Here is a 24,861-nt window from a genome sequence, read left to right as displayed (position 1 = left end):
ATTCTGCGAAAATCGAAATTCAGATTTGAGCGTTCACTAAAGGTCTGACGCAATAGGGTAAGGAAGACCGCGATGAGACTGGGCAGCGTCAACTATGAAACTAAGGGAAAGATCGCCATCCTCACGCTGGACGATCCGGGCAAGCTCAACGCGCTCAGCACGGGCATCCGCGACGGTATTCTGGATGGCCTACAGAAAGTAAATGAAGACGACAATATTCGCGTTGCCATCATCACCGGCAATGGCGACAAGGCATTTTGCGCCGGCGCCGACATTAGTGGATTTAATTTCGATCCACACAAAGTACGCCAGTTCATGATCGAGGTTTTAGCGGTACTAGCCGCACCGGAAAATTGCCGCAAACCGGTCATCTCCGCCGTCAATGGTATTGCTTTCGGCGGTGGCTTTGAACTCGCGATCGCTTCGGACTTTATCATTGCATCTGACCGCGCGCGCTTTGCGGTGCCAGAGATCAATCTCGGACTGCTACCGGGTTTCGCTGTCGTGCGTCTGCACGATATTGTCGGCCGCGCCAAAGCTAAAGAGATGAGTGTTCTTGGCGATCCAATCACCGCGGATGAAGCATTGAGACTAGGCCTCGTACTAAAAGTAGTTTCACATGGCGATCTTCTCAAGGCCGCTTTGGAATTCGCCGAACGAATTGCATCGAAACCGAAGCTCGCAGTGCAGATGGCCAAATCGTTCTACAATCGCGGCCTCGGCGGTGACGAGATGCGGCACGCAATCGATGGCTTTCCGCTTCTATTCATGCATCAAGACGCAAAGGAAGGGATCGCTGCTTTCCTCGAAAAACGCGAGGCAAAGTTTGAGAGCTAATAAACGCCCCAACCTCGGTGTCAAAGAACAATATTTGAAAGAGCACTTCGCAATCGTGGATTGTGCATAATATCGAGGAATCGATGTCCCTCAGAGAATTTACATTAATCGACGTGTATCGCCGAAATGCGGAGTTTTTCCCAGACCGCACCGCGTTCATTTTTGGAAGTCAGCGCGTCACCCATCGTGAATATCTTGAAAGGGTCGAGCGGTTGGCGGCCGGCCTTGCACGCGAAGGTGTAAAATCCGGTGATCGCGTCGCCATCCTTTCGCAAAACTCTCTCGAAATGATCGATTTGATCGGTGCAGTCGCGTGGCTTGGCGCCGTTTTGCTGCCGGTCAACTTCCGACTTAATGCCGAAGAGATCGGCTACGTCCTCGCCGATGGCGCGCCAGTTCTAATTGTCGCGGGTGCGGAATACCAGGAAGTTATTGCAGCCCTAACAAAGTCACTCCCTTCGGTCCGTAGCTATTTCGGCATTAGCAAGCACACGGCGCCATTTGCGCCTTACGCAGCTCTTCCGGCTTCGGACGCGTCGATGTCTCACGTTCATTTCAGTGGCAATGATGGTTTCATAATTATTTACACCGCCGCTGTGGGTGGGCGGCCGCGCGGCGCGCTGTTGTCGCAAACTAACCTTTTAGCGGCACACAGCTCGCTAATGCTGGCTTGGAGCCTGACCGAGCGTGACGTCAATCTTGGTGTGTTGCCGCTGTTTCACGTCGCCGGCCTTGGCCTGATGCTGACCGTGCAGCAGGCCGGCGGCGCTAGTGTCATCACTTCTAAATTTGATCCGCAGGAAGCGGTTCGCGATATCGCCGCAGAAAGCGTGACGGTGATGGCGGAATTCGCGCCGATGCTTGCAAGTTTGATGGATCAGGCCAAAGGCGGCGAGTTGACGACGTTGCGCGCTGTGACGGGACTGGATACCCCGGTAACAATTGAACGCTTCGAGAAGGACTGCCCCCATTCTGTTTTCTGGACAGCGTTTGGACAGTCCGAGACTTCAGGCTTTGCAACGCTATCGCCCTACCGCGACAGGCCAGGATCCGCCGGGCGCCCCCTTTTCTGGCACACCGTTGCGGTCGTCGATGGCGCCGACAAGGAAAAGCCGACCGGACAAGTCGGCGAGATCGTAGTGCGCGGCCCCACTGTATTCTTAGGTTATTGGGATAACGACGGCGAGACCGCGCACACCTTCCGCAATGGCTGGCATCATACCGGTGACATCGGTTATTTCGATGCCGATGGATATCTCTGGTACACCGGTCGTGCTCCAGAGAAAGAATTGATTAAGACGGGTGGCGAGAATGTTTATCCGGCAGAAGTCGAAAACGCGATTCGGCAACATGCGGATATTGCCGATGTCGCGGTTATAGGCGTGCCAGATCCCCAGTGGAGCGAAGCCATCAAAGCGATCTGCGTGCGACGACCAGGCTCAAATGTTACCGCAGACGAGATAATCGACTTCGTCGCTGGACTAATCGCACGCTACAAGAAACCAAAGCACGTTGTTTTCGTCGATCAACTGCCGAAGACCGAAAACGGTGCTTTTGATCGCGCCTCAGTCAAATCCGAAAACTCTTAAACAGGATTTTGCGGTCGCCGAGCGTGGGGCGGTATTAACAACGCCGTTTTCAATGAGGAACAACTTGAACACGGCGTGAAGATAGTTGAGGACCGAAGTGAAAAGACAAAAGACTTTTTCTGGCGACCAGGGCCACACAATTATAGCCGATGTGTTTGGTGAGGGTCCTCCAATCTTGCTGGCGCATGGTGGAGGCCAAACCCGCTTGGCGTGGACGCGTACTGCAAAAGCACTAGAGGAGGCAGGGTATAGTGCGATTGCGATGGATCTGCGTGGCCACGGAGAGAGCGCATGGTCCTCGTCCGGCTCTTACCAACTCGACGACTTTGCGATGGATCTCCTTGCGATATCTGATCAACTTGGCGAGAAACCAGCTCTCGTCGGCGCCTCCCTTGGCGGCCTTGCAGGCTTGATAGCCGAAGGCGAACTTCGATTGGGATCTTTCACTTCGCTTACGCTTGTAGATATTACGCCAAATATGGAGCCAGCCGGCGTTGCGCATGTCTTGGATTTCATGAGGGCGCACTTAGCAGACGGCTTCGCCTCGCCTGATGAAGCTGCCGATGCGATCGCCAACTATTTGCCCGATCGTGAGCGGCGGAAACGTTCGGAGGGTCTCGACCGCTATTTGAGACGATGCGATGACGGACGTCTTCGCTGGCACTGGGATCCACGATTTATAAGTTCCATGACAAATGATAAAGTTGGCCAGTCAGACAGCCGACTGACGGACGCCGCCGAAAAACTTGAGCTGCCGGTCCACCTGATACGCGGTGGCTCAAGCAATTTGGTAAGCGTGGATGCTGCGCAATCGTTTCTTCGACTTGCTCCCCACTCTGCATACACCGATATTGCTGGCGCAGGTCATATGGTCGTTGGCGATCGAAATGATGCATTTAGCGAAGCCGTCGTCAATTTCTTTCGAGGGCCGCAAATACCATCACGTAACGGTTCTCCGCGCGACGTTTAGTCGCGCGATCATGGCCGACCGATTTACGAGAGCTTTGTCGTAGGAACTGAGCCGATGAAATCAGATGGTAGTTGGTCAATAAGATCTGAAAGAATATGCAGTAAAAGAACGAGCGAATGATCGGACCCTACAACGAAGATTTTATCGCCGAATTTCAAAAGGCTTTGATGATCTCGCCTTTCCATCGATGGCTGGGATTGAAAGCCATCATGGTCACTCGTGAACAGATCGAAATTGCCCTGCCTTGGCGCGAGGAATTTGTTGCGAATACCGCGATCGAAGCAACTCACGGTGGTGTCCTGGCTGCCCTAATCGATTTGACGGGCCTTTATGCGATTCGCGCGGCCGGAGGTATTGTAAATGCCACGGCAGATCTTCGCGTCGATTATCATCGACCAGCCACACGCGGGACGGTTCATGCGCGCGGTACTGTGGTTAAACTGGGGCGCCGGATAAGTACTGCCGACGTACGCGTGACCGATGGTGGCCATGTTCTCGTAGCCAGTGGGCGGGGCGCCTATCTCGCGCAGTGACGCTCGTACGGTCGTTTCGGCACTTGCAGCTACTACCTAACACCTGTTAGGTTTCACGCAAAAATAACCTGCACAGTAAAATGCGCCTAGATGGGAGCGAAGGTGACCTTGAAGGATCGTGGCGGCGACGCCCCAGTACTCGAATGCCGATCAGTCGAGCGTCGTTTTGGCGGCATCGTCGCGTTGAACGGCATCGATATGCAGATTCAGCGTGGCGAGATATTCGGGCTAGTCGGGCCTAACGGGTGCGGGAAGACCACCCTGACCAACGCGATTACCGGTTTTTATCCGCCTCAGCGCGGGCGCATCTTGCTCAACGGGCGGGATATCACAGGCTTAGCACCTCATTATATCGCAACCCTGGGCGTCGCGCGTACTTTCCAGAACTTGGCACTCTTCAACGGCATGACCGTGCTCGACAACATTCTTCTCGGTCGTCACATCCATATGAAACCCAGTGTGGCGCGCACTGCACTTTACTGGTGGCTTGCACGCAGCGACGAGACGTTGAATCGCGCCGCAGTCGAAGATGTGATTGATTTCCTGCAGCTTGAAAGCGTGCGCGACGAAATGGTCGATGGGATTCCGATCGGCCTTAAGAAAAGGGTCGAATTGGCGCGCGCGCTGGCTGCCGAGCCAAGCTTCCTCGTTCTCGACGAGCCGATGGCGGGAATGAACCAGGAGGAGAAGGAATACATGGCGCGTTTCATCCTCGATGCACGCGACGAGCGTGGAGTGACCGTGCTGCTGATCGAACACCACATGGACGTCATCACCGGCATTTGCGATCGCATGCTGGCGCTGAATTACGGCGCCATGATCGGCAGCGGTATTCCGGCCGACGTCGTCGCCGATCCCAAGGTCGTCGAGGCCTATATCGGGGGGACGCATGCCGTCCGCTGAGCCGACCTCGGCCTGGAATTTCGAAACCGATACCACGCTGATCCGCGTGCTGGCGCGGAACGCCGAAGTGTTCCCCGACCGCGTGGCGATGCGGGAGAAGAGCAAGGGCATCTGGAAAGAAACCACCTGGCGGCAACTGCTGGACAGCGTGATGTGCTGCTCCGCGGGCCTCGAAGCGTTGGGCTTCAAGGCGGGCGAAGTCATGCTGGTGCTAGGCGACAACCGGCCGCGGCTTTATGCGGGGATGCTGGCCGCCGGTGCACTCGGTGGATACGCGATGCCGGCCTATCCGGATGCGACGCTCGATGAAATCAGGCACTTCGTTCATGAGGCGGGTGCGCGCTTCATGTTGGCCGAAGACCAGGAGCAGGTCGACAAGATGCTTGAGTTGCGTGAGCAGGGCGCGGTGATCGACCACATCATCTACGACGATCCGCGCGGATTGGCGGCCTACGGCAGTCCCGGACAGATTTCATGGGACGCGCTTCAGGCCAAGGGTGCCCAATCCTTTGCCACAGACAACGCGGCACGGCAGCGTTTGATCGACCGCGCCCAGCCCGAAGGGCCGGCGGTGTTCGTGCATTCATCCGGCAGTACCGGGAAACCCAAGGGGGTGGTGCTTTCGCACAGCAATCTGTTGGCTGGCGTGCGCAACGCCTATCAGGGCGACGCGTTTCGGTTCGGCGAAAGCATTCTGGCCTATTTGCCGATGGCCTGGGTCGGCGACTTCGCTGTGACGATGGGTGCGGCAATAGCCCTGCACTTCACCATCAATATTCCCGAACGCCAGGAGACCGTCCTGCAAAACCTGCGCGAGATCGCGCCAACATTCTATCTCGCTGCGCCGCGCAGCTGGGACAATCTCCTAACAACTATACAGGTGCGGATCGAAGACTCCTCCTGGCTGAAAAAACTGACCTACCGCTTTTTCATGGCGTCGGCCATTGCCGCCGAGAAACGAAAGCTCGAAGGCAAGCCGCCCACTCTCAAGCAGCGGCTGTTGAGCCCGCTCGGCGAGTGGCTTGTTTACGGGCCGATTAAGGACCAGCTCGGCCTGACCCGATTGTACGGCGCTTTCACCGGCGGCGAAGCGATGGGCGAGGATACCTTCGTGTTCTACCGCGCGCTCGGAATCAAACTGCGCCAACTCTACGGCCAGACCGAAAGCAGCGCTTATAACGCGATCCAGAGCCTCGACGAGGTGCGGCTGCACACAGTCGGTCGCCCACTGCCAGGCGTAGAGCTCAGTATCAGCGACGCCGGCGAAATCCTGGTTCGCTCCGGCAGCGTGTTCAGCGGATACTTCAACCAGGAAGAGGCGACGCGCGAGAGTCTCGAAGACGGCTGGTTGCATACTGGCGACGCCGGTTACGTCGAACCCGACGGTCATCTGGTGGTGCTGGGGCGCCTGTCCGATGTGGTGCACACCGCCAAGGGCGAACGCTATATTCCCAACTACATCGAGAACCGCCTAAAGTTCAGCCCTTATGTCAAGGACGCTGCGGTGCTCGGACGCGAGCGCGATACGCTGGCGGCCATCGTCTGCATCGACAAGGAGGCGGTCGGCCTGTGGGCCGAGCTGCGCGGCATCTCTTATATCTCCTATGCCGATCTATCGCAGAAGCAGGAAGTCATCGATCTCGTGACCGCGGCGGTAAAGCACGTCAACACCACGCTGCCCGAAGGATTGCAATTGCGACAATTTGTGTGCCTTCACAAGGAATTCGATGCCGACGACGGCGAGATCACGCGCACGCGCAAGATTCGACGCAACGTGGTCGAGGAGCGCTACAAGCCGATCATCGACGCCATCTACGATCGCCAGAGCACGGTGCTGATGAAAGCGCAGATCAGTTACGAGTCGGGTGAAGTCGGCGTGATCGAGCGTACTCTGTCGGTACAGGAGACCTGACCGATGGATTGGGAGTTGCTGTCCGAATCCGCCGTCAATGGCGCCCTCGTCGGCCTAATGTATTCGCTGGTCGCGATGGGCATCGTGCTGATCTACAAATCCTCCTCGGTGCCCAATCTGGCGCAGGGCGCTATGACGATGGTGGGTGCCTATGTGGTGTTGGCATTTGCCAACAATGCCGGCGCGCCGATTTGGCTTGCGATCGCGCTCGGGGTCGTGACGATGTTCGGCGTCGGCATGGGGATCGAGCGGATCGCGCTGCGCCGGCTTGCCGGCCGACCAATCGTCATGATCCTCATGATGACGCTGGGTCTGGAAATATTCCTCCGTGCCGGCTCCATGACCATCTCGGGCGGTACCGGACGGCCGATGCCACTCGGCATCAGCGATGCTCCGCTGTTCATAGGCCCAATGCTGATCAATCGGGCCTATGCGATCGGTGCCGCCGTTGCGGTCGTCATGTTCGGCCTGTTCGTGCTTTTCTTTCGCACCCGGATGGGCGTGGTGTTGCGCGCCATTTCCGACGACTACACCGCAGCATGGTCGGTCGGAATTTCCGTCGAACGCGGCGTGGCGTTGTCTTGGGCGATGGCTGCAGTGGTGGCAACTGTCGCCGGCGTGCTGTGGGGATCGGTGCAGGGCGTCGACCAGTCGCTGGCGCAATTGCTTCTTAAGGGAGTGACCGTCGCCGTTCTTGGCGGACTAGACAGCATCGGCGGTGCATTGCTCGCCGGCATACTGCTCGGTGTGGTGGAAGGCGTCGCATCCAGCTATCTCGATCCGCTGCTGGGCGGAGCCAGCCGCGAACTCGTCGACGCCGCGATGTTGATACTGACCATTCTGGTTCGACCGCACGGCTTGTTCGGGCGTCACGACATCGAGAGGATTTGAGCACATGCTGTTCCGGCAGGCCGGTATCTTTCATACGGACTACTCCGCCGACCGGGCATTGTTTCCGATCAATGCCGACCGTTGGATGATTGGGATCTTGCTGTTATTCGGTTTCACTGCGCCGCTTTATCTGAATTCGCTTTATCTCAGTAGTTATCTACTGCCCTGGTTGGTATGGACCGCAGGCGCCCTGGGCCTCAATCTGATTCTCGGATGGGCCGGACAATTCCATCTCGGCTACGCCGCGGTGATGGGTATTGGCGCTTATGCGGCAGTTCATGCAACACGGGCCGGCGTTCCCTGGGAAATTGCCGTAGTTCTAGGCGGACTGATGGCCGCGATCATTGGTGTTGGCTTTGCTTTTGCCGCGTTGCGCGTGAAGGGACTCTATCTGGCGCTGAGCACCCTCGCCTTGCAGTTCGTCATGGATTGGACCATCTCGCACGTCCCGGCGATCAGCGGCGGCACTCAGGCGACTTTGCAGGCTCCAGACATTCGGCTCTTGGGCTGGCCGATCACCTCCGATGGCGGATTATACTATATCGCCTTGGTCTGGTGCGTCATGGTGACGTCCTTCATGCTCAATCTCAACCGCACCGCGCTTGGCCGTGCACTTATCGCGGTTCGGGAAAAAGACTACGCCGCTGCTGTGATCGGCGTGAACAGTTTCTATTTCAAGCTGGTGGCGTTCGCGACGTCGTCGTTCATCGGCGGCGTAAGCGGTGCGATACTTATCGGCACCTTCTACCATGCCGTCACGCCGGAGCAGTTTTCCGTCGATGTCTCAATCCAGGCGTTGGCCATGGTGATTGTGGGGGGGCTCGGCAGCATCATTGGTAGCTATTTTGGCGCCGCGTTCATTCTGTTGATGCCGGGCGCCATGAACACCTTCATTTCATGGGCGGCGGCAAAGTTTGGATTTTCGCTCGGCATAGAGACGCTGGCTCATCTTCCCCAAGCGCTCTATGGCGCACTGATCATCGGCTTTCTACTGGTCGAGCCGTTGGGGTTGGGGAAAATCTACAACAACATACGCGACTACCTTCTGGTCTGGCCTTTCGGCTACGTCAAGAAATAGTGGAAGATGGATGCCATGAACGCGCGCACCGATGAAAACGCGTTATCGCTGAATAATATCGAGGTGGTGTACGACCACGTTTCGCTCGCGATTAAGGGCGTGTCGCTCGACGTTCCCGTGGGCGGAATGGTGGCGCTGCTGGGCGCCAACGGCTCTGGCAAGAGCACGACGCTGAAATCGATAAGCGGCCTGTTGGTCGCCGAACGCGGTGAAGTCAGGCGAGGTGAGTTACACTTTCTGGGCCGCAGCATAAGCGAGCTACCGCCGCAGGACCGGGTCAAGCTAGGAATTGCCCATGTGCTTGAGGGGCGACGGGTGTTCGAGCATCTCACACCCGATGAAAATCTAATCGCCGCGTCTGCGGTGCGCAGCCGTCACGATGTCGCCCGCAACAAAGACCGAGTTTACGGTTATTTCCCTCGCCTTTACGAACGCCGTGCCGTTTCGTCTGGTTATCTCTCCGGCGGCGAACAGCAAATGCTCGCGATTGGGCGCGCCTTGATGACCCAACCTAAACTCTTGATGTTGGATGAACCAAGTCTCGGCCTTGCGCCATTCTTGGTGGCGGAAATTTTCCAGATTATCCGCCAGATCAACCGGGACGAAGGATTATCGGTTCTCTTGGTGGAGCAAAACGCGGTCGCAGCGCTAGAGATCGTCTCCCACGGCTATTTAATCGAGAGTGGCCGCATCGTGATGCACGATACGGCAGATGCATTGAAGAAAAACCCGGACATCCAGGAATTTTATCTGGGAGGAACGAAAGGCCAGAATTTCCATGACATCAAACATTACAGGCGAAGGAAGCGCTGGCTGACCTAAGCAATAAAAAAGGTGCTCGCGACAAAAGAATTTAACGACAGTTGATGACAACCTAGCTCAATCAAGGGAGAACCTAAAATGAAAATGAAGCAACTTTCTATCATTGCCGGTCTGGCATGGACGGCGCTCAGTATCTTGCCCGCGGCAGCTGCCGATCCGGTGCGTTTCGGGCTCTGCTACGATCTTTCCAAGGCCTATACGTTCGTCACTCCGCAGATCGCTCAGGCCGCCAAAGACTATGCCGACCTGCTAAATTTGAAGGGCGGACTTGAAGGCCATCCGATCGAAATTATCGTCCAGGATCATGGCAACGAGCCTCAGCGCGGTATCGAATGCTATGAGCGGCTAAAGCGTGAAGGTGTGATGGTGTTCGACACCTTGTCGACTCCCGTGTCGCGCGCCATCCTTCCGCGCATTATGAAGGATGGCAACATCCTAATCCAATCACTAGTCGGCCGCGGGGACGCGGTTGACGGCAACGTGTTCAAATGGGTGTTCCCGGTCGGTCCAACCTATTGGGGTCAGGCCGCCAACGACATCGAGTACATCAAGCAGAAATCCGGCGGTAAGTTGAAAGGCGTTAAAGTCGCATTCCTTTACGTTGATTACCCTTTCGGACAGGAGCCACTTGGCATCATCAAGACGCTGGCGGCTAAGGAAGGTTTTGATCTGCAGCTGTTTCCGTATCCACTGCCCGGCAACGATCAGGCGTCGGCATGGACGCAAATGCGCCGCTTTAACCCTGACTGGATCATCAGTTGGAGCCTGTCGAACATGCATGTGATCGCGTCGCGCGAGATGAAGCGCAATGGGATCCCGATTGAAAAATATATAGCCGTTAACTGGCTCAACGAAGTCGATATAAAGAATATTGGACCTGATGTTGCCAAGGGATTGAAACGCGGCACCAACGTTGCCGGCGGTTCAAATCAACCACTGGTTCAGCAGATTATCAAAGAGCTTTACGACAAGGGAAAAGGCAATGGTGACCGCAAATTCACCGAGGACGTCTATTACAACACCGGCCTTGCGATCTACTCGATCGCATTCGAAGGCGCCCGCCTCGCGATCAAGAATAACGGCTGGCCGCTCACACCCGACAAAATTAGGATTGGTCTTGAGAGTCTGAAGAATTACGATGCTAACGGCTTGATCGCTCCTATCACGGTCACGGCCGAAGATCATGGGGGCGGCGGAAAAACCCGTATTGAGATGTGGGACGGCAGCAAATGGGTACCGCAAACTGACTGGATAGCAGGCTTTCAAGACGACGTCTGGAGCGTCGTAAAAGAACAATCAGCGGATTACGCAAAGTCTGAATCACAAAAATAAATTGCCTCTGGCCGGCAGCGTCGATTTACCAACGTTGCCGGTCAGGTTGATGCGGATTGTGGCGATGCGGAACCAAGCCACGTAGAGCGCGGGCAAGGACAGCAGGGTGAGAACCGGACCGACGATGATGCCACCCATCATCGCATAGGCCATCACCCCCACGCAATTGCTCGATCTGCACGATGAGGATGAAGAAATTCCGGTCCAGAATATCAAAGGCCAGAAAACCCAGAACGCCGAGGTGTCTCATAAGTGCGCTTACATTACAACCACTGGTCCGGCTCCGACAACCACGACAGGATGACGGACGGGATGCACACTCCACTGGTCGGGGGGAGGCACGATACGGCATGATGAGTGATTGATAATATCGGCTCATTGTTGTTGATCCTTCAGCATCAACCGAGCTTATGGGCGACGGAGGGGAGATACGTGACTTGCACCACCGAGGAAGGCTTCGGTGACTGCGGGATCATTCAGCAATTCCGTCCCTGTTCCCTCAAGTTCGACCCTGCCGAGGGAGAGAACGTATGCACGATCCGCGATGCGCAGCGCCGCACGAGCATTCTGTTCAACGAGAAGGATTCCCATTCCAAATTCATCCCGTAAGCGACCGATCAACCGGAAAACCTCCGCGACCACCAGTGGTGCCAGACCCATTGAGGGCTCATCCATCATGAGCAAGCTTGGTCCTGATGCGATGGCACGGCCGATCGCGAGCATTTGCTGCTCGCCTCCTGACATCGTCCCCGCAGCCTGCCAGCGGCGCTCCGCAAGCCGAGGAAATAGGTGCCTCATTCGCTGCAGTCTTTCTTCAACCTGGGCGCGGGGGCGGCCATACCCTCCGAGATGGAGGTTGTCGTCGACGCTCAGTTCAGCGAACACACGCCGCCCCTCCGGCACATGCGACAGCCCAGCTCTGGAGATTGAGGCCGGCCGTTGTCCCACGATCGGCTGCGCGTTGAAGTTGATTTCTCCTGATCGAGCTTTCACGAAGCCTGAAATCGTGTTCAGGAGCGTCGACTTCCCAGCGCCGTTTGCGCCAACAAGAGCGACGATCTCACCACGGCCGACCGCAAGCGATAGACCATGAAGAACCTCAACCGTTCCATATCCCGCAGATAGGTTTTTTACGAGGAGCAACGGCTTGATCATCTAACACTCCTCAACGTGATCCGCGTCGGTTCCGAGATAAGCGGCAATTACGTCCGGGTTTGACGAAATCTCGGCTGGGCTCCCATCCGCGATCTTTTTGCCAAAGTTCACCACAACGATGTGGGATGAGATCGACATCACCATTGGCATATCGTGCTCCACAAGCAGAACGGCGCGGCCGTCGCGAGCAATCGATTGCAACAATGCAGCGAGTTCTGTTGTTTCGCTAGGGTTCAAGCCAGCTGCCGGTTCGTCAAGGAGCAGGACCTCAGGATCCTGGGCCAGCGCCCGTGCGATTTCGACACGACGTTGAATTCCGTAAGGAAGCTCCAACGCGGAGCGATCCCACCATTTCTCCGGCACATCAGCCTGGCGCAGAGCCATTGCCGCACGTTCGGCCAAGGCTTCGTTCTCAATGGCGACCGTCCATGGCCGGAGGATCGATTTGAACAAGCCGCCGACCCCGAAGCGATACGCGCCGGCCATGACGTTGGCCATCGCCGACAAGCTGTGAATCATCTGCGGGGTCTGGTAGGTTCGCGCCATCCCGAGACGGGCCCGGGTGTGTATCGGCGCTCTCGTAATCTCCTCTCCCTTGAGGGTGATCGTGCCTCCGTCGGGCCGAAGCACGCCGGTCAGCAGATTGATCAGCGTCGTCTTCCCCGCGCCGTTTGGTCCGATCAGAGCGGTCACGGTGCCTGGCAGAAGGTTTAGGCCGACGCCGGAGACTGCAGCGACGCCGCCAAACTGCTTACAGAGGCCGTTCGTGGACAGAACTGGAGTGACCTTCATGCAGACCTCCTGCGGCGCAGTAGAAGCCGAGCAATGGCCTCACCAAGACCGTTGGGGGCAAACATCATGATCCCGACCATTGTCAGTCCGTAGATCAGGTGCTTGGCGTGATCGAATCCCTCGAGCAGGTTCGGGAGGAGGACAATGGCAAAGGCGCCGAAAATGGCGCCCCAGATTGTCGAAAGGGATCCTATGATGACCATCATCAGGAGCTCGATCGACAGACCAACGCCAAATGCCCCGGCATTGAACGATCGAAGGTACAGGGCAAACAGGCAGCCAGACAGCCCCGCGAAGCCGGCGGCAATCGCAAATACGGCAGCCTTCGTTCGAGCAACGTCGATACCCATGCATGCGGCCACGACTTCAGACGTTCTCAACGTCTTCAACGCTCGTCCGAAGCGTCCGCCAACGACCGTCACCGCCAACGCGGCACACACGACCAGGAAAGTTTCGGCAAGCCAGAGGACAACGCGACCGTGCGTAAAACCTCCAATTTCCAAGGACGGCAAGTCGATAATGCCGGGATCCAAGCCGCCAGTGACCTCCCGCCATTGCGAGGCGAAGACGAAAAAGACCGCGCCTAAAGCAAGTGTTGCAAGGGCCAGGTTATGCCCTGAAAGGCGCAGGATGGGGCGCGCCAAGAAGTAGCCGAACGTCGCCGAGAGCAAGGTTGCGACGATGATCGTCAAAGGGACCGGCAATCCAATCTTTTGGATACAGAAGGCGGCCGCATATGCTCCCAACCCCATGAAGGCGCCTTGCCCGATTGACACTTGGCCAGCATAGCCGAGCAAAAGGCTCAGTCCGATCGCAGCAATGCTATAGATTACGGAGAGCGTCAGAATGCTGCGGTGGAATTGGCTTGTGATAACGAGTTCGGCCAGGATAAGCACAGTCGCCAATCCACAAATCAGAAAGGCATCCCGTCGAAGACCAATGTTGACAGATTTCATTGGATCATACCCGAGTTACGACGGCGCGGCCGATCAGGCCTGCAGGCCGTACGATGAGTACTATGATCAACGTGAGGAACGAGATGGCATCCTTGTAGCCGGACGAAATATATCCGGCAGAGATACTCTCGATCACGCCGATGAGCAGACCTCCCACAACCGCGCCGAGAGGATTACCCAGCCCGCCGACGACAGCCGCAGCGAATCCCTTTAAACCAAGGAAAATGCCGTTCTCGTAGAACGCCGCCGCTATAGGGGCGACGAGCGCTCCTGCTAGGCCACCAATGCCCGCGGCAAGCGCAAAGGCGATGATGCCTGTCGTTCTCGGCTCAATACCGCACAGGGCGGCTGCTCTTGGCTCCTGACTGGCAGCACGCATTGCCTTTCCGAATGCCGTCTTCGAGTAGAGAAACCAAAGAGCCAGACTTACGGCCGCCAGAACGAGCATGATCCAGAGGCCTTGGCTGGGAACGTAAACGTTGCCGATCAAAATGATCGGCATCACCCCAAATTCAGGCACGAAGTTCACATCCCGTCCAAAGATGAGCGACGCCATGCCCCTCAGAGCAAGAGCAGCGCCAATGGTGAGCATGACCAGCGTCAATGGATCGCGGCTCTTCGCTTGGTCTAGAATAAGACCTTGTAGAACGGACCCGACAAGAGAAGTTGCGCCGACTGCCAGAAGCAGGGCTACGGGGAGCGGGAAGCCGCTCCCCGTAGCCAGACCAGCAAGAATTACCCCACCAAGCATGAGAAACTCACCATTAGCGAAATTGATGAGCTTTGTGGCATTGAAGACGATCGTGAAGCCGAGGGCGGCCATGCCGTAGATACAGCCCACTACCACGCCACTGATGATGATCTGTAGAAAGGAATCCATGGAACGTCCTCGGCTAACGTATGGTTACTTCGCTACAGTGAAACGTCCGCCCTGTACTTGAAGCATCACCATCGATTGAGACGAGCCGTCGAGCCCATTGTGGTTCTGCTCAGTGAAACGGAAAAGGCCATTTGCACCAGGAAAGCTAATCCCGCTCCTAATCGCCTTGGCGATTTCCTCACGGTCGACCTTGCCGCCAGCCTTCTGCACAGCCTTCTCAACGAGGACCATTGCATCATAGGGATGCGCGACGAACGTTGTAGCATCAGCCTTGAATCGCTCTTTGTAGTCCTTAGCCAAGCGCGTCACCACCTCGCGCATGGGATCGTCAGCTGGCAGGCTGTCAGGCGCGAGCAAACGCATCGACGAAACGTACGTTTTCTCTGCAGCGGCGCCGGCCTGTTGGATCAACTGGTTGCTCGCTGCACCATAGCTATTGAAGATTGGCTTGTTGAAGCCGATAGCTGTGGCGTTACGGAGAATAATAGTCGGACCAGGATTGACGCTCCAGATCAAAAGCGCCTCAGCACCGCTCCCGCGGATCTTCAGGAGTTGAGGCGTCATGTCCGTATCACGCGGACCGAACTCCTCGGCGGCCGCAACCTTGACACCGAGTTGTTCAGCCACCTGCTTGACCGTGCTGGCACCAGCCTGACCAAAACCATCGGCGGACGAGAGTATACCGACCGACTTGATGTTTTTGTATTTCATGAATCCGAGTATATGCTCCGCGACAATGCGGTCCGTCGGCGGGGTCTTGAATACGTACGGTGTGGGCGGATTGGTGACGACCTCCGCTCCTGCAAAGGAGATGAGTGGGACCTTCAGCTCGTTCGCAAGCGGGCGTAGCGCCAAACTCTCGCCAGTCGAGGATGGGCCGATGACAACATCAACATTGTCCGACTGCACCAGACGCTGGAACTGCTGCGCAGCCAGGGTGCTGTTCCCTTCGGTATCGTAGAGAACAGCCTTGATCTGGTGCCCTTCAATTCCGCCGCGAGCATTGATTTGCTCGACAAGCATCTCAAAGGCATTCTTTTGCGACGCGCCAATAAAGGCTGTCGGGCCGGAGGCAGCGATCAATGCTCCGATCCGGATTTCTTTCGTTTGGGTCCAGCCCGGTGCGGCGGCTGCGAGACTTAGAGTCGAGCCGACGGCCATCACAACTAAACGGCGTGTCATCTTCATTGGTATGTTCCTCCTTGATTGTCCCCTGAATGTCAGGGTCAGTTATTCACTCCGGCGGCATGGCGCCCCGCAATGAAGCCAAAGGTCATTCCGGGCCCGAGCGTAATACCTCCGCCGGAGTAGTTCCCGCCCAGAATGCTCGCCATGTCGTTACCGGCGGCATAGAGACCGGGAATTGGCTCGCCGGAGCTGTCAAGGACGCGGGAGCTCTCATCGGTACGCAATCCGGCGAATGTCCCAATGTCACCGGGCACCACGCGGACCCCGTAGAAAGGTCCATTGTTGATTGGTGCGAGGCACGGGTTTGGCTTGACCTCCGCGTCGCCGTGGAAGCGGTTGTAGGCTGTGCTTCCCTTTCCGAACGCACTATCCTCACCTTTGGCGACGTCCGCATTCCATTTCTGGATCGTCGCCTCCAAGCCCGCAGGATCAATCCCCACATTCCGGGCCAGTTCAGCGATCGTGCCACCCTTGATCAGATAACCGGACTCGAGTGATGATTTCAGCGGCAGCGGAGCAGGCTTCACATGGCCGAGCCCGTAGCGGCGGATGGTCCGGTGATCAGCGATAAGAAAAGCCTCGGCCGCCTCGCCCTTCGGGCAGGCTCGGATCATCCCTTGAACGAAGTCGTGGTAACTGTTGGCCTCGTTTACGAAGCGTTGTCCGCTGCGAGTAACCGCAATGACACCTGGCTTACCCCGATCGATGAAGTGAGGGAATGGTCCCTTCGTTCCATCCTTGCGGGGAACAAGGCTCGTCGGCGCCCATGCGCCCGCGTTCGGATATCCTTCTGCGATGCGCGCTCCGACGGCCTCGCCTAGCCTGATGCCATCACCGACGTTACCGGGGCTTGCAGCAGAGTGGTGTTCGCTTGGGCTCGCGTTATGCGTGTAAATCTCTTGGCGGCGGGCGAAATCATGCGAAAAGCCGCCGCACGCGAGGACAACACCCTTTCGTGTGAGGACCCGCCTCAGACCGTATGGTGTTTGAACAATTGCCCCAATAACTGAGCCATCATCGCGGGCGAGTAAGCGCTTGACTGGGCTATCGAGCCAAACCGGAATGTCCGAATCTTTCGCAGTCCGGTAGAGGCGCGCGGCTAAGGCATTGCCGTTGGTCAGCAGCATTCCGCGACCGTGTAAAGCCACATCGAGGCCGTGCTTGGCAAGACGCTTCGCAACGTAAGCGAAAGATCCAACGCGCTTGGTTGCGCGGTAGAAATGCCACAACTCCTTTCCCGAACCGATGGCGAGACCATACAATGTAAGTTCTGGCCGCGGTGGGCGGAGCTTCGCGAGATCTTGGCCAAGGATCGACGCATCCGTCGGCTGTGTCAGGATGGACCGCCCCCCTGGAAGTCCGCCTGGAGCATCGGGATGATAGTCGGAGAACGCGGGCGATGCCTCGAAGCGCACCGCCGTATGCTCGTGCATGAAGGTCACCATATGTGGTCCATCGCGCAAAAATGCGTCGACGCGTTTTTTGTCAAAATGGTTGCCTGCTTCATGACGGATATACGAGCGGGCAGTGTCGGCGCTATCCTTGATTCCTGCAGCCTGGCTCAAAGGATTGTTGGGGATCCATAGATATCCCCCTGACAGCGCGGTCGTTCCTCCGAATACCGGTTCTTTCTCGGCGACAATGACCTTGAGCTTGCCTTGCTTTCGAGCGACAATAGCGGCTGTCATGCCCGCAGCTCCGGAGCCGGCGACCAGGAGATCGCACTCGATCGTTTCGATGTCCGCTTGATCTGATTTATTCTCAGTCAATAGTACATGCTCCATTCAAACCGTGAGATATCCGCCGTCAACGGGTACGGTCACACCGGTGACATAACTGGACAGACGTGATGCAAGGAATACGACCGGCCCGATCAGTTCGTCTGGCTCGCCGACCCTTCCCATAGGAGTGTGGCTGAGGAATCTGCCAATCGCGTCAGGATTTGAGCGCGTTGTTTCTGTCATAGGTGTAGCGATTACACCGGGAGCAATCGCGTTGACCCTAATGCCGGTTTCCGCGAGATCTGCCGCGAGACCCTTGGTGAGTTGGCGGACACCACCCTTGCTCGCGGCATATGCTGATGAGTTGCGATAGGCTACAAATGAGGCAATTGAGCCAATATTGACAATCCGTCCTTTCGTCTCGCGAAGATGCGGCAGAAAGGCGACGACCATGTTTGCGGTGCCGGTCAGGTTCACCTGCAACTGTGCATCGAGGTGGTCAAGGAAAGCATTATCGTCGGGCGGGGTGCGGCGTGTGATGCCCGCGTTGTTAACGAGGATCGATGCGTGTCCCAAACGGCTGCGGATATCGTCAGCAGCCTGCTTGCAGTAAGCGCGGTCGGTTACATCAACCCGGAAACCGACGGCACGTCCTCCGCTTGCGTTGATCTCCATGGCTACCGCCTCGGCACCGGCACCATTCAGGTCGGATACGGCAACGATAGCTCCGCAGGCGGCAAGACCTCTCGCAATTGCGGCACCGTTTCCTTGGGCAGCGCCCGTCACGACGGCGATGTCTCCGTCCAGAAGTCCTTCAAGGGCTTTGAAATTCATAGCTACGCTGCCTTACTTAGTGCTGCGCAGAATAGGCCTACCAGGCAACCATAGGCGTTCCCGTTCTGCGTAGCGTTCCCATGTAAGCGTGTTATATATTGCATAACGCGCTACACTGTAGTAAACAAAATTCATCTTCTTCGATCAATGTCAAGTGCGATGGGCGCTACATATTCTAAGGGAAGCATAAAGGATCAGGATGCCTATCAAATCGCCCGCTCAAGAACTCGAACGGACCGAGCAGTTTGGCATTCAGTCAGTGGAGGTGGCAGGCGGCCTCCTCGAGGCAATGCTAAGATCAGAAGGTCCAGTTAAGCTTGCGGAGCTTGCCCGATCTGCGGGAATGCCGTCGGCAAAGGCCCATCGCTATCTTGTCAGTCTCATCCGAATTGGCTTAGCTACGCAGGATCCGACAACAGGTCTCTATGACTTAGGCTCATTTGCGTTTCAGCTAGGATTAAAGGGCTTTACGCGGTTTGAACCACTACGGCTGGCCGAGACTATGATGCGTCAGCTAGTCGATGAAGTGGGGGAAACAGTTGCCTTAGCCGTATGGAGCGAGCGTGGCCCTGTGATGATCCGTGTTATAGAGGCACGTCACGAATTCGCAGCGACAGTCGCCCCGTCTCACGCCTGCCCCCTCACGTACTCTGCAACCGGTCTGCTATTCTGCACATTTGAGGATCCGGCGAGGACGGCCAATGCCATAAAGCGCGAACTTGAGCAGAACCGGGTCGTTGGGCGTCCAAACGCACCCTACAATCGCACCGCACTCGCTGAGCTTATTCACCAAACTCGGACTCGGGGGTTATCCTCTGTTGGCAATGGCGGTGGAGATGGCATCAGTGCGGTGAGCGCGCCAGTCCTCGACATGACAGGCACGCTTCGGATGGCTGTGACCATTTTCGGAAGAGCCGGCAGAATTGATGCGGGCCCGAATGGAGCGCTTGGCCGCCTCGTTGCAACAGCAGCGCAACGCCTATCTGCTTCCCTCGGATACAAGGCACTACAAACCTGACGCGGCCTAGAAATCACAAATTATCACGATATCGAATAGCTCAGCTCGCCACGGGAGGACGGAAGCTCATGAAACTTCCACCTCGTCCCAAGAACCCGAACTTTCTTCCATTTACCGATTGGCTGCCAAGCAGCGTGCTATACTCTAGTGTTCCGATGCTTACGGACGTTCACAAATCTGAGATTCTGTGCCGATGAGGAAGATCGAACGGATTTTGATCAACGGCGCTGATCGTGAATGATTGGTGCGGCGAGCTACGCGGGATTTTGGGTGACGAGGCGGGCGGCGCGGTTTGCAGGCATTTGGATGACCCCGATGCCGTAGTTGAATCTGACACCTGCAATCACCATCAGCAACTGATTTGTGCTTTGAGCAGTCGCCAGGTTTTCGATGCGGCGATGACCAGCTTGAATACCATCAGCTTGGCGGTTGTTGACGACAGTGATCGTCCGCACGTTCGCGAACACGCTCTCGATGGGATTGGTCGTGCGCAGGTGATCCCAATGCTCGGCGGGAAGAACTAGCCGACAGTTTGACGACAAAAAGATCAAGTAAAATCAGCATACCGCCAACCTTCGCTCCCCTGCGGATGACGACAGTCACATCGATAATACTCCGGCGACGTCTCCAAGCGTCACTGCGTCTCTAATTGCTCAGCTCTCCCGCTGCCTTCTGATCTGAAGTACATTCCCGCTTGCCAGTTGCCGCAAAGATCTCCTTCGTCAATGCCAGTACGAACGGTGGCACGCTGGACTTGCCGACACGGCGTGGGAATGTGTCGGCAGTGACGGCACGATGTAGACGTCTGTCACCGAGGAGGATCATCCATGCGGATGACCGGGAAAGTATCAAAATTCACTTGCTCGACTCTGCCCTTTTTGAGATTCCGCAATGAATACTAGCTAGCTACCTGAACGGTCGCCTTGAATCCGAGCATGGACCATATCCGGTGTTTATTTTTCGATAGTCGTCCCCACAGTCAGGGGCACGCTTCCGCTGAAGAACGTGTTACCTGCGTTTTTTGGCATCCGCGTGCTCGCGATTGAAAGCGACAACTGCACGACGCGGCGGCGCATAAGCTGGCGTGCCGTAAGTGTCGAACAGAGCTTTCGTAACCGCATAATGATGTTCGAGACCGCCTTTGAGCACGCGCTCAATCGGACCGTCCGGATAGCCCAGACCGAGCTTGCACGTTAAATCCATGTCGGCCTGGCTGGCGAGCCCCTCGTCCAGGAACCGAAGAGCCGCATTGTATTTCGGCAAGACCAGACGGTTGATGATGCGACCGATCTGGTCAGCCGAAATGGCGACCTGAAGTCCGGCATTTTCAAATAAATTCTTCGCTGCCGCAATTGCAGCATCGCCGGCGTTCGGCTGCCGTACCACTTCGACCAGATTGGACGGCGAATCGTTGCCGTTGCGATATCTGGCAAACCCGAGAATATTTATCTGACCATTCTCCTCAATACCGCCGAGATGTTCGGCCAGACACTCGTTGCCAAGTTCGACCAGAATGGCCGTCTTCGCCTGATCCGGTCTCACAGCAACGCCACTGTAGATGACGACGGCGGAATTTTCAGCAGTCGACGCTTTTGCGTGGAAGCCGTCTGCATCCGGAAATGACAGACTTTGCCCATTTTTGATGATCGCATATTGCATCGGCTTCAAGCTCCAAACATTGCGTTGCCTTCATACCTGAAAAAGCCACGGCCGGATTTGCGTCCCAACAATCCGGCGGCGACCATCCGCCTGAGCAACGGCGGCGTCGCCGCGCGAGGATCCAACGTGATCGGATAAAACGCCTCACAGAGGCGGATTTGGGTGTCGAGGCCGACAAGATCGATCAACTCAAGCGGTCCCATCTTGTAACCGAGTGCGGCCTTGATCGCCCGATCGACATTCTCGGCATCCGCAACCCCCGCTTCGACGGCGCGGATCGCATCGTTGTTGAACGGAACAAGCAGTGCGTTGAGAATGAAGCCGGGCTTGTCCTGCGTTTTCACCGGGATCTGCTTGCAGGCTTCGGTCCATTGCCACGCGGTCTGAAATGTCTCATCCGATGTCAGGATACCGGGCGACATCTCGATCAACTTCATCAACTGCGCCGGCAGGCAAAAGTGCATCCCGACAACGCGCTCAGGATGGCTCGACCCCGAAGCGATTTCGGTGATCGACAAGGTCGATGTGTTCGACGCGAAAATGGTATCCTTGGCGCAGACCGCATCGAGGCGCTTCAATAGATCGCGCTTGGTCGTGAGGTCCTCAAACACGGCCTCGATCACGAGGTCGCACACCGAGAGATCCTCGATCTTCGTGGTGTGGCTCATGGCGGAGAGGATCGTGTCGCGCTCCTCCGCTTTCAATTTTCCCCGCTCGACGGACTTGCCCAGAAAGGCAGCGGATTGGTTTGCCGCTCGCTCGAGGGGGTCGTTTTTCATGTCGTAGGAGATGGTGCGGAAGCCGGCGCGCGCTGCGACGAGCGCGATGCCCGCTCCCATGGTTCCGCCTGCGCCGCAGACGCCGACAGTGTTGATCTGCTTTTTCATTTTGTCGCAAAACTCCGTCCGATGAGCTGGCGGTGCACCTGATTTGTGCCTTCCCAGATCTGGGTAATTTTTGCATCGCGCATCAGGCGTTCAACGCGGTAGTCGCGGCAATAGCCGTAGCCGCCGTGCATCTGAACGGCTTCGGTCGCGGCTCGCATCGCAAGATCCGACGCGCGCATTTTGGCCATGGATGCCTCGAGCCCGAAGTCATCCTCGCCGGCCTCGATCAGATCGGCGAGGTAATCGAGCCAGCAATCGGCCATGGCAAGATCAGTGGCCAGATCGGCAATCATGAACTGATTGGCCTGAAAATCGACAATCCTGCGGTCGGACTGCCGCCGCTCATTCATGTACGATGTCATGTCCTTGAACGCCGCCATCGCGATGCCCATGGCGTGCGCGGCCACACTCGGGCGCGACCTGTTCAACGACCCAAGCAGAATGCTGAGACCGTCACCGGGATTTCCGATCACGTTTGCACGCGGAACACGGCAGCCATTGAATCTCAGCGACGCCGTCGATGATCCCCGGTGGCCCATCTTGTCCTCAAGCCGGACAACTTCAAAGCCGGGCGTACCCTTCTCGAGAACCAGCACCGAGATCGCCTTCTTGGCATCGTCGATTTCAGAGTACTTTCCGAACAGCAAAATGCGATCGGCAACGTCACCGCTCGTGATAAACAACTTTGAACCATCAACGACAATATCGTCGCCGTCCGGACGAAATTTTGTTTTCATACCGGTGGCGTCGGAGCCAGCTGCTTCTTCCGTGATCGCCAGCGAAGCGAGGCCTCCCTCCGCGATGCAAGGCAGCAGCCGGGCTTTTTGCTCTTCCGAACCAAACTCGATCAGAGGCTTCATGGCGTGAAAGTTCGTGGCGTAGATGATGCCTGTCGACGCGCAGGCCTCTGAGATCCGCCTTACAACCGCGAGATAGAGGCGGAACGACATCGGCGCTCCACCATAGGATTCGGGAATGAAAATCGCATTCAGGCCAAGCTTGTTGATCGCCTCGACATTCGCCCAGGGAAATTCTCCGGTCTCGTCGATACGTGCGGCATTCGGCGCGATGACATCCGCGGCCAGCCGGTCGATCTGATCGAGCAGGAGACGCTCATCAGGCTCCCATGTCCGGCGGCGTTCGAGTTGTTCGAAAACCTTCATCAGAGGTTGGCTCCTTGACCACCGTCCATGTAGATCGTCTCCCCTGTCAGGAAGCCGATCTTCTCGGAATACAAAGCACCTACCAATCGGGCGACTTCACTGGCCGTGCCCGGTCGCCCCATCGGGATGCGTCGCTTCAGCCAGCTCCTCACTTTCTCATTGGCAAGGAAATCACGATTCAGTTCGGTTTCGATGTAGCCCGGCGCGATGTCGAGCACCTTGATACCGTCTTTTGCCCACTCGGATGCAAGGCAGCGCGTGATCGCACCGACGGCGGCTTTCGAGGCGCAGTACGCCAGATTCTCGGCGACTGCGAGCTTGTCGAAGAACGATCCAATGTTGACGATGAGGCTGTCACCGGTTTCCTTCAGATGAGGATACGCTTCCCGGCACCCCACCAAAACCGCCGAAGCATTCAACCTCATGGCGGCCTCGAATTCGGACAACGACAATTCAGCGCTCGGCTTCGCTTCATGCGCGCCGGCGTTATTGACCAATCCGACGATCGGACCGTTTGCAGCGACCTTGGCGATGGCTTTGGCGATCGAGCTCTCGTCGGTCATGTCGCAAACGATGCCGATCCCGACCGAACACGACCCACTCCGCGACAGGCCTGCGACCTGAAACCCCCGGCGGTCCAATTCGATCGCAATCGCTTCACCGATACCCCGGCTCGCGCCGGTGACAATGATCTGTCCATTACTCATCTTTGAACATCGCCTTCCGTTTTTCCGTAAATGCGGCCATGCCTTCTTCCGCATCCGCCGTGCTGAATGCGAGCGTCGACAAGTCTGTCTCGATTTTCAGTCCTTCATGAATTGGAACATCGAGCGCACGTGTGACGGCCTCGCGTGCCAGACCCAAGGCAAGCAAGCTGTAGGCTGAGAACTCTTTGACGAAGCTAACAGCTCCATCCACGGCGCTGTCATCGACGAGGCGATGGACCAGCCCGATGCGCTCGGCCTCCTCGGCCGCTACGGTGCGCCCCAACATGATCATTTCGAGGGCTCTTGCCTCGCCGACAATTCGGGGCAGACGCTGGGTCCCGCCGTAGCCGGGGATGAGGCCAAGCTTGATCTCCGGAAGTCCCAACTTTGCATTGCGCGTCGCCAGCCGGAACGTGCACGCAAGCGCAAATTCCAGCCCGCCTCCGAATGCAAAACCATTGATGGCTGCAACGGAGGGAAACGGAAGTCGCTCAAGCTTCGCGAATGTCGCCTGCCCGAGTTCTGCCCCGCGCTTTCGGGCTGTCATCGACCTGCCGCGCAGCTCCTTGATATCGGCACCAGCGCAGAACGCTTTTTTTCCTGCCCCAGTCACGATGAGCGCGCGGACCTTCCAGCCAGCAACCTCATCCAGCGCGGCCGCGATTTCGTTCAGCACGGTGAAAGACAACGCGTTCAGAGCTTCCGGCCGGTTTAGCCGGAGCAACGCACAGTCATCGAGTTTCGTCAGTTCGACAGACATGACTTTACTTTCCTAAAGCCTGAGCGGCTGCCATCACTTCCCGAACTTGCTGGTGTCGGGCTTGCGACGCTCACCGAAAGAAGCCGAAAGCTCGTGGCTTTCATCGGTATCGAGATAGGGACGAAGCAGCAGGTCATGTGAGACGCGTGCGAGGCCGGACACGCCGCCATGCCGTGCGTCTGCGGCTGATTGACTCGATGAGACAATCAGTGCGGCGAGAGCGGCGCGAGTCGGTTAATCTTCCTCGTCATGGAGATCGATCTCGCCGCTCTGC

At 56.9% G+C, this 24,861-nt stretch carries 26 protein-coding genes; 11 read left to right on the top strand and 15 right to left on the bottom strand.

Annotation, left to right across the window (positions count from 1 at the left end):
* Positions 1-72: 72 nt before the first annotated feature.
* The 10 genes from HMPREF9696_RS02340 (at position 73) to HMPREF9696_RS02290 (ending at position 10,867) form a co-directional block, all read left to right on the top strand.
* Entirely contained in the window at positions 73-837 is a 765-nt protein-coding gene (locus HMPREF9696_RS02340; protein ID WP_002711337.1) for an enoyl-CoA hydratase/isomerase family protein, read from the top strand.
* An 83-nt stretch (positions 838-920) separates the two neighbouring features.
* The gene (locus HMPREF9696_RS02335) at positions 921-2,426 is read left to right on the top strand and encodes an AMP-binding protein (RefSeq protein WP_002711336.1); all 1,506 of its coding nucleotides are present in this window, start codon (positions 921-923) and stop codon (positions 2,424-2,426) included.
* 97 nt (positions 2,427-2,523) lie between these two features.
* A complete protein-coding gene (locus tag HMPREF9696_RS21135) occupies positions 2,524-3,396 on the top strand; it encodes an alpha/beta fold hydrolase (RefSeq protein WP_002711335.1) in 873 nt (290 codons plus the stop codon).
* Positions 3,397-3,512: 116 nt separating this feature from the next.
* On the top strand, positions 3,513-3,929 hold the full coding sequence (locus HMPREF9696_RS02320; RefSeq protein WP_051053204.1) for a PaaI family thioesterase: 417 nt from the start codon (positions 3,513-3,515) through the stop codon (positions 3,927-3,929).
* A gap of 102 nt (positions 3,930-4,031) precedes the next feature.
* Entirely contained in the window at positions 4,032-4,832 is an 801-nt protein-coding gene (locus tag HMPREF9696_RS02315; protein WP_002711334.1) for an ABC transporter ATP-binding protein, read from the top strand.
* Positions 4,819-6,744, top strand: coding sequence for an AMP-dependent synthetase/ligase (locus HMPREF9696_RS02310; protein WP_002711333.1), 1,926 nt, complete (start codon positions 4,819-4,821; stop codon positions 6,742-6,744). The genes HMPREF9696_RS02315 and HMPREF9696_RS02310 overlap by 14 nt, the downstream gene beginning before the upstream one ends.
* A gap of 3 nt (positions 6,745-6,747) precedes the next feature.
* Positions 6,748-7,635 (top strand): branched-chain amino acid ABC transporter permease, encoded by an 888-nt coding sequence (locus tag HMPREF9696_RS02305; RefSeq protein ID WP_002711332.1) that lies wholly within the window; start codon positions 6,748-6,750, stop codon positions 7,633-7,635.
* A gap of 4 nt (positions 7,636-7,639) precedes the next feature.
* On the top strand, positions 7,640-8,713 hold the full coding sequence (locus HMPREF9696_RS02300) for a branched-chain amino acid ABC transporter permease (RefSeq protein WP_002711331.1): 1,074 nt from the start codon (positions 7,640-7,642) through the stop codon (positions 8,711-8,713).
* Between the two features lie 15 nt (positions 8,714-8,728).
* The gene (locus HMPREF9696_RS02295; RefSeq protein WP_002711330.1) at positions 8,729-9,535 is read left to right on the top strand and encodes an ABC transporter ATP-binding protein; all 807 of its coding nucleotides are present in this window, start codon (positions 8,729-8,731) and stop codon (positions 9,533-9,535) included.
* Positions 9,536-9,613: 78 nt separating this feature from the next.
* Positions 9,614-10,867: an ABC transporter substrate-binding protein gene (locus HMPREF9696_RS02290; protein WP_002711329.1), complete on the top strand. Its 1,254-nt coding sequence runs from the start codon at positions 9,614-9,616 to the stop codon at positions 10,865-10,867.
* Here the strand turns inward: HMPREF9696_RS02290 and HMPREF9696_RS21535 are convergent.
* From HMPREF9696_RS21535 to HMPREF9696_RS02255, 8 genes are all read right to left on the bottom strand, one after another.
* Positions 10,856-11,020, bottom strand: a complete 165-nt coding sequence (locus HMPREF9696_RS21535; RefSeq protein ID WP_002711328.1) for a hypothetical protein — start codon at positions 11,018-11,020, stop codon at positions 10,856-10,858. The genes HMPREF9696_RS02290 and HMPREF9696_RS21535 overlap by 12 nt on opposite strands.
* A 255-nt stretch (positions 11,021-11,275) precedes the next feature.
* Complete coding sequence (locus HMPREF9696_RS02285) at positions 11,276-12,010, bottom strand: ABC transporter ATP-binding protein (protein WP_040301761.1); 735 nt, start codon at positions 12,008-12,010, stop codon at positions 11,276-11,278.
* A gap of 12 nt (positions 12,011-12,022) precedes the next feature.
* Complete coding sequence (locus HMPREF9696_RS02280) at positions 12,023-12,814, bottom strand: ABC transporter ATP-binding protein (RefSeq protein ID WP_002711326.1); 792 nt, start codon at positions 12,812-12,814, stop codon at positions 12,023-12,025.
* A complete protein-coding gene (locus HMPREF9696_RS02275) occupies positions 12,811-13,770 on the bottom strand; it encodes a branched-chain amino acid ABC transporter permease (protein ID WP_081602380.1) in 960 nt (319 codons plus the stop codon). The genes HMPREF9696_RS02280 and HMPREF9696_RS02275 overlap by 4 nt, the downstream gene beginning before the upstream one ends.
* Before the next feature lie 4 nt (positions 13,771-13,774).
* Positions 13,775-14,650 carry a branched-chain amino acid ABC transporter permease gene (locus HMPREF9696_RS02270; RefSeq protein ID WP_002711324.1) on the bottom strand — a complete coding sequence of 292 codons (876 nt, stop codon included), beginning with the start codon at positions 14,648-14,650 and terminating at the stop codon, positions 13,775-13,777.
* Between the two features lie 24 nt (positions 14,651-14,674).
* Positions 14,675-15,838, bottom strand: coding sequence for an ABC transporter substrate-binding protein (locus HMPREF9696_RS02265; protein ID WP_002711323.1), 1,164 nt, complete (start codon positions 15,836-15,838; stop codon positions 14,675-14,677).
* Between the two features lie 38 nt (positions 15,839-15,876).
* Positions 15,877-17,607, bottom strand: coding sequence for an FAD-dependent oxidoreductase (locus tag HMPREF9696_RS02260; protein WP_002711322.1), 1,731 nt, complete (start codon positions 17,605-17,607; stop codon positions 15,877-15,879).
* A gap of 15 nt (positions 17,608-17,622) precedes the next feature.
* Positions 17,623-18,393 carry an SDR family NAD(P)-dependent oxidoreductase gene (locus HMPREF9696_RS02255; RefSeq protein ID WP_040301093.1) on the bottom strand — a complete coding sequence of 257 codons (771 nt, stop codon included), beginning with the start codon at positions 18,391-18,393 and terminating at the stop codon, positions 17,623-17,625.
* Between the two features lie 199 nt (positions 18,394-18,592).
* On the opposite strand from HMPREF9696_RS02255, the gene HMPREF9696_RS22190 reads away from it, so the two are divergent.
* On the top strand, positions 18,593-19,411 hold the full coding sequence (locus tag HMPREF9696_RS22190; RefSeq protein WP_002711320.1) for an IclR family transcriptional regulator: 819 nt from the start codon (positions 18,593-18,595) through the stop codon (positions 19,409-19,411).
* Positions 19,412-19,665: 254 nt separating this feature from the next.
* Here the strand turns inward: HMPREF9696_RS22190 and HMPREF9696_RS02245 are convergent, their stop codons facing one another.
* The 7 genes from HMPREF9696_RS02245 to HMPREF9696_RS22100 form a co-directional block, all read right to left on the bottom strand.
* On the bottom strand, positions 19,666-19,962 hold the full coding sequence (locus tag HMPREF9696_RS02245; protein WP_430642325.1) for a hypothetical protein: 297 nt from the start codon (positions 19,960-19,962) through the stop codon (positions 19,666-19,668).
* A gap of 457 nt (positions 19,963-20,419) precedes the next feature.
* Entirely contained in the window at positions 20,420-21,070 is a 651-nt protein-coding gene (locus HMPREF9696_RS02240; RefSeq protein WP_002711319.1) for a 3-hydroxyacyl-CoA dehydrogenase family protein, read from the bottom strand.
* Positions 21,071-21,075: 5 nt separating this feature from the next.
* Positions 21,076-21,957, bottom strand: a complete 882-nt coding sequence (locus HMPREF9696_RS02235) for a 3-hydroxyacyl-CoA dehydrogenase family protein (protein WP_002711318.1) — start codon at positions 21,955-21,957, stop codon at positions 21,076-21,078.
* Complete coding sequence (locus HMPREF9696_RS02230; RefSeq protein ID WP_002711317.1) at positions 21,954-23,120, bottom strand: acyl-CoA dehydrogenase family protein; 1,167 nt, start codon at positions 23,118-23,120, stop codon at positions 21,954-21,956. Before HMPREF9696_RS02230 ends, HMPREF9696_RS02235 begins: the two co-directional genes overlap by 4 nt.
* The gene (locus HMPREF9696_RS02225; protein ID WP_002711316.1) at positions 23,120-23,827 is read right to left on the bottom strand and encodes an SDR family NAD(P)-dependent oxidoreductase; all 708 of its coding nucleotides are present in this window, start codon (positions 23,825-23,827) and stop codon (positions 23,120-23,122) included. Before HMPREF9696_RS02225 ends, HMPREF9696_RS02230 begins: the two co-directional genes overlap by 1 nt.
* Positions 23,820-24,587, bottom strand: coding sequence for an enoyl-CoA hydratase/isomerase family protein (locus HMPREF9696_RS02220; protein ID WP_002711315.1), 768 nt, complete (start codon positions 24,585-24,587; stop codon positions 23,820-23,822). The genes HMPREF9696_RS02225 and HMPREF9696_RS02220 overlap by 8 nt, the downstream gene beginning before the upstream one ends.
* A 33-nt stretch (positions 24,588-24,620) precedes the next feature.
* Positions 24,621-24,749 (bottom strand): hypothetical protein, encoded by a 129-nt coding sequence (locus tag HMPREF9696_RS22100; protein ID WP_283805002.1) that lies wholly within the window; start codon positions 24,747-24,749, stop codon positions 24,621-24,623.
* Positions 24,750-24,861 lie beyond the last annotated feature (112 nt).

Source organism: Afipia clevelandensis ATCC 49720, assembly GCF_000336555.1.
GTDB lineage: Bacteria > Pseudomonadota > Alphaproteobacteria > Rhizobiales > Xanthobacteraceae > Afipia > Afipia clevelandensis.
Note: the sequence above shows the minus strand (reverse complement) of the source record. Positions and strands in the feature narration are given on the sequence as shown.

Excerpts from the sequence above, each read along its gene's own strand:
- HMPREF9696_RS02295 (WP_002711330.1), top strand. The coding sequence starts at position 8,729 with ATGAACGCGCGCACCGATGAAAACGCGTTATCGCTGAATAATATCGAG.
- HMPREF9696_RS02255 (WP_040301093.1), bottom strand. The coding sequence starts at position 18,393 with ATGAATTTCAAAGCCCTTGAAGGACTTCTGGACGGAGACATCGCCGTC.
- HMPREF9696_RS02340 (WP_002711337.1), top strand. The coding sequence starts at position 73 with ATGAGACTGGGCAGCGTCAACTATGAAACTAAGGGAAAGATCGCCATC.
- HMPREF9696_RS02220 (WP_002711315.1), bottom strand. The coding sequence starts at position 24,587 with ATGTCTGTCGAACTGACGAAACTCGATGACTGTGCGTTGCTCCGGCTA.
- HMPREF9696_RS02225 (WP_002711316.1), bottom strand. The coding sequence starts at position 23,827 with ATGAGTAATGGACAGATCATTGTCACCGGCGCGAGCCGGGGTATCGGT.
- HMPREF9696_RS22190 (WP_002711320.1), top strand. The coding sequence starts at position 18,593 with ATGCCTATCAAATCGCCCGCTCAAGAACTCGAACGGACCGAGCAGTTT.
- HMPREF9696_RS02300 (WP_002711331.1), top strand. The coding sequence starts at position 7,640 with ATGCTGTTCCGGCAGGCCGGTATCTTTCATACGGACTACTCCGCCGAC.
- HMPREF9696_RS02230 (WP_002711317.1), bottom strand. The coding sequence starts at position 23,120 with ATGAAGGTTTTCGAACAACTCGAACGCCGCCGGACATGGGAGCCTGAT.
- HMPREF9696_RS02275 (WP_081602380.1), bottom strand. The coding sequence starts at position 13,770 with ATGAAATCTGTCAACATTGGTCTTCGACGGGATGCCTTTCTGATTTGT.
- HMPREF9696_RS02335 (WP_002711336.1), top strand. The coding sequence starts at position 921 with ATGTCCCTCAGAGAATTTACATTAATCGACGTGTATCGCCGAAATGCG.
- HMPREF9696_RS02265 (WP_002711323.1), bottom strand. The coding sequence starts at position 15,838 with ATGAAGATGACACGCCGTTTAGTTGTGATGGCCGTCGGCTCGACTCTA.
- HMPREF9696_RS02240 (WP_002711319.1), bottom strand. The coding sequence starts at position 21,070 with ATGCAATATGCGATCATCAAAAATGGGCAAAGTCTGTCATTTCCGGAT.
- HMPREF9696_RS02305 (WP_002711332.1), top strand. The coding sequence starts at position 6,748 with ATGGATTGGGAGTTGCTGTCCGAATCCGCCGTCAATGGCGCCCTCGTC.
- HMPREF9696_RS02270 (WP_002711324.1), bottom strand. The coding sequence starts at position 14,650 with ATGGATTCCTTTCTACAGATCATCATCAGTGGCGTGGTAGTGGGCTGT.
- HMPREF9696_RS21535 (WP_002711328.1), bottom strand. The coding sequence starts at position 11,020 with ATGGCCTATGCGATGATGGGTGGCATCATCGTCGGTCCGGTTCTCACC.
- HMPREF9696_RS02280 (WP_002711326.1), bottom strand. The coding sequence starts at position 12,814 with ATGAAGGTCACTCCAGTTCTGTCCACGAACGGCCTCTGTAAGCAGTTT.
- HMPREF9696_RS02235 (WP_002711318.1), bottom strand. The coding sequence starts at position 21,957 with ATGAAAAAGCAGATCAACACTGTCGGCGTCTGCGGCGCAGGCGGAACC.
- HMPREF9696_RS02320 (WP_051053204.1), top strand. The coding sequence starts at position 3,513 with ATGATCGGACCCTACAACGAAGATTTTATCGCCGAATTTCAAAAGGCT.
- HMPREF9696_RS02290 (WP_002711329.1), top strand. The coding sequence starts at position 9,614 with ATGAAAATGAAGCAACTTTCTATCATTGCCGGTCTGGCATGGACGGCG.
- HMPREF9696_RS02310 (WP_002711333.1), top strand. The coding sequence starts at position 4,819 with ATGCCGTCCGCTGAGCCGACCTCGGCCTGGAATTTCGAAACCGATACC.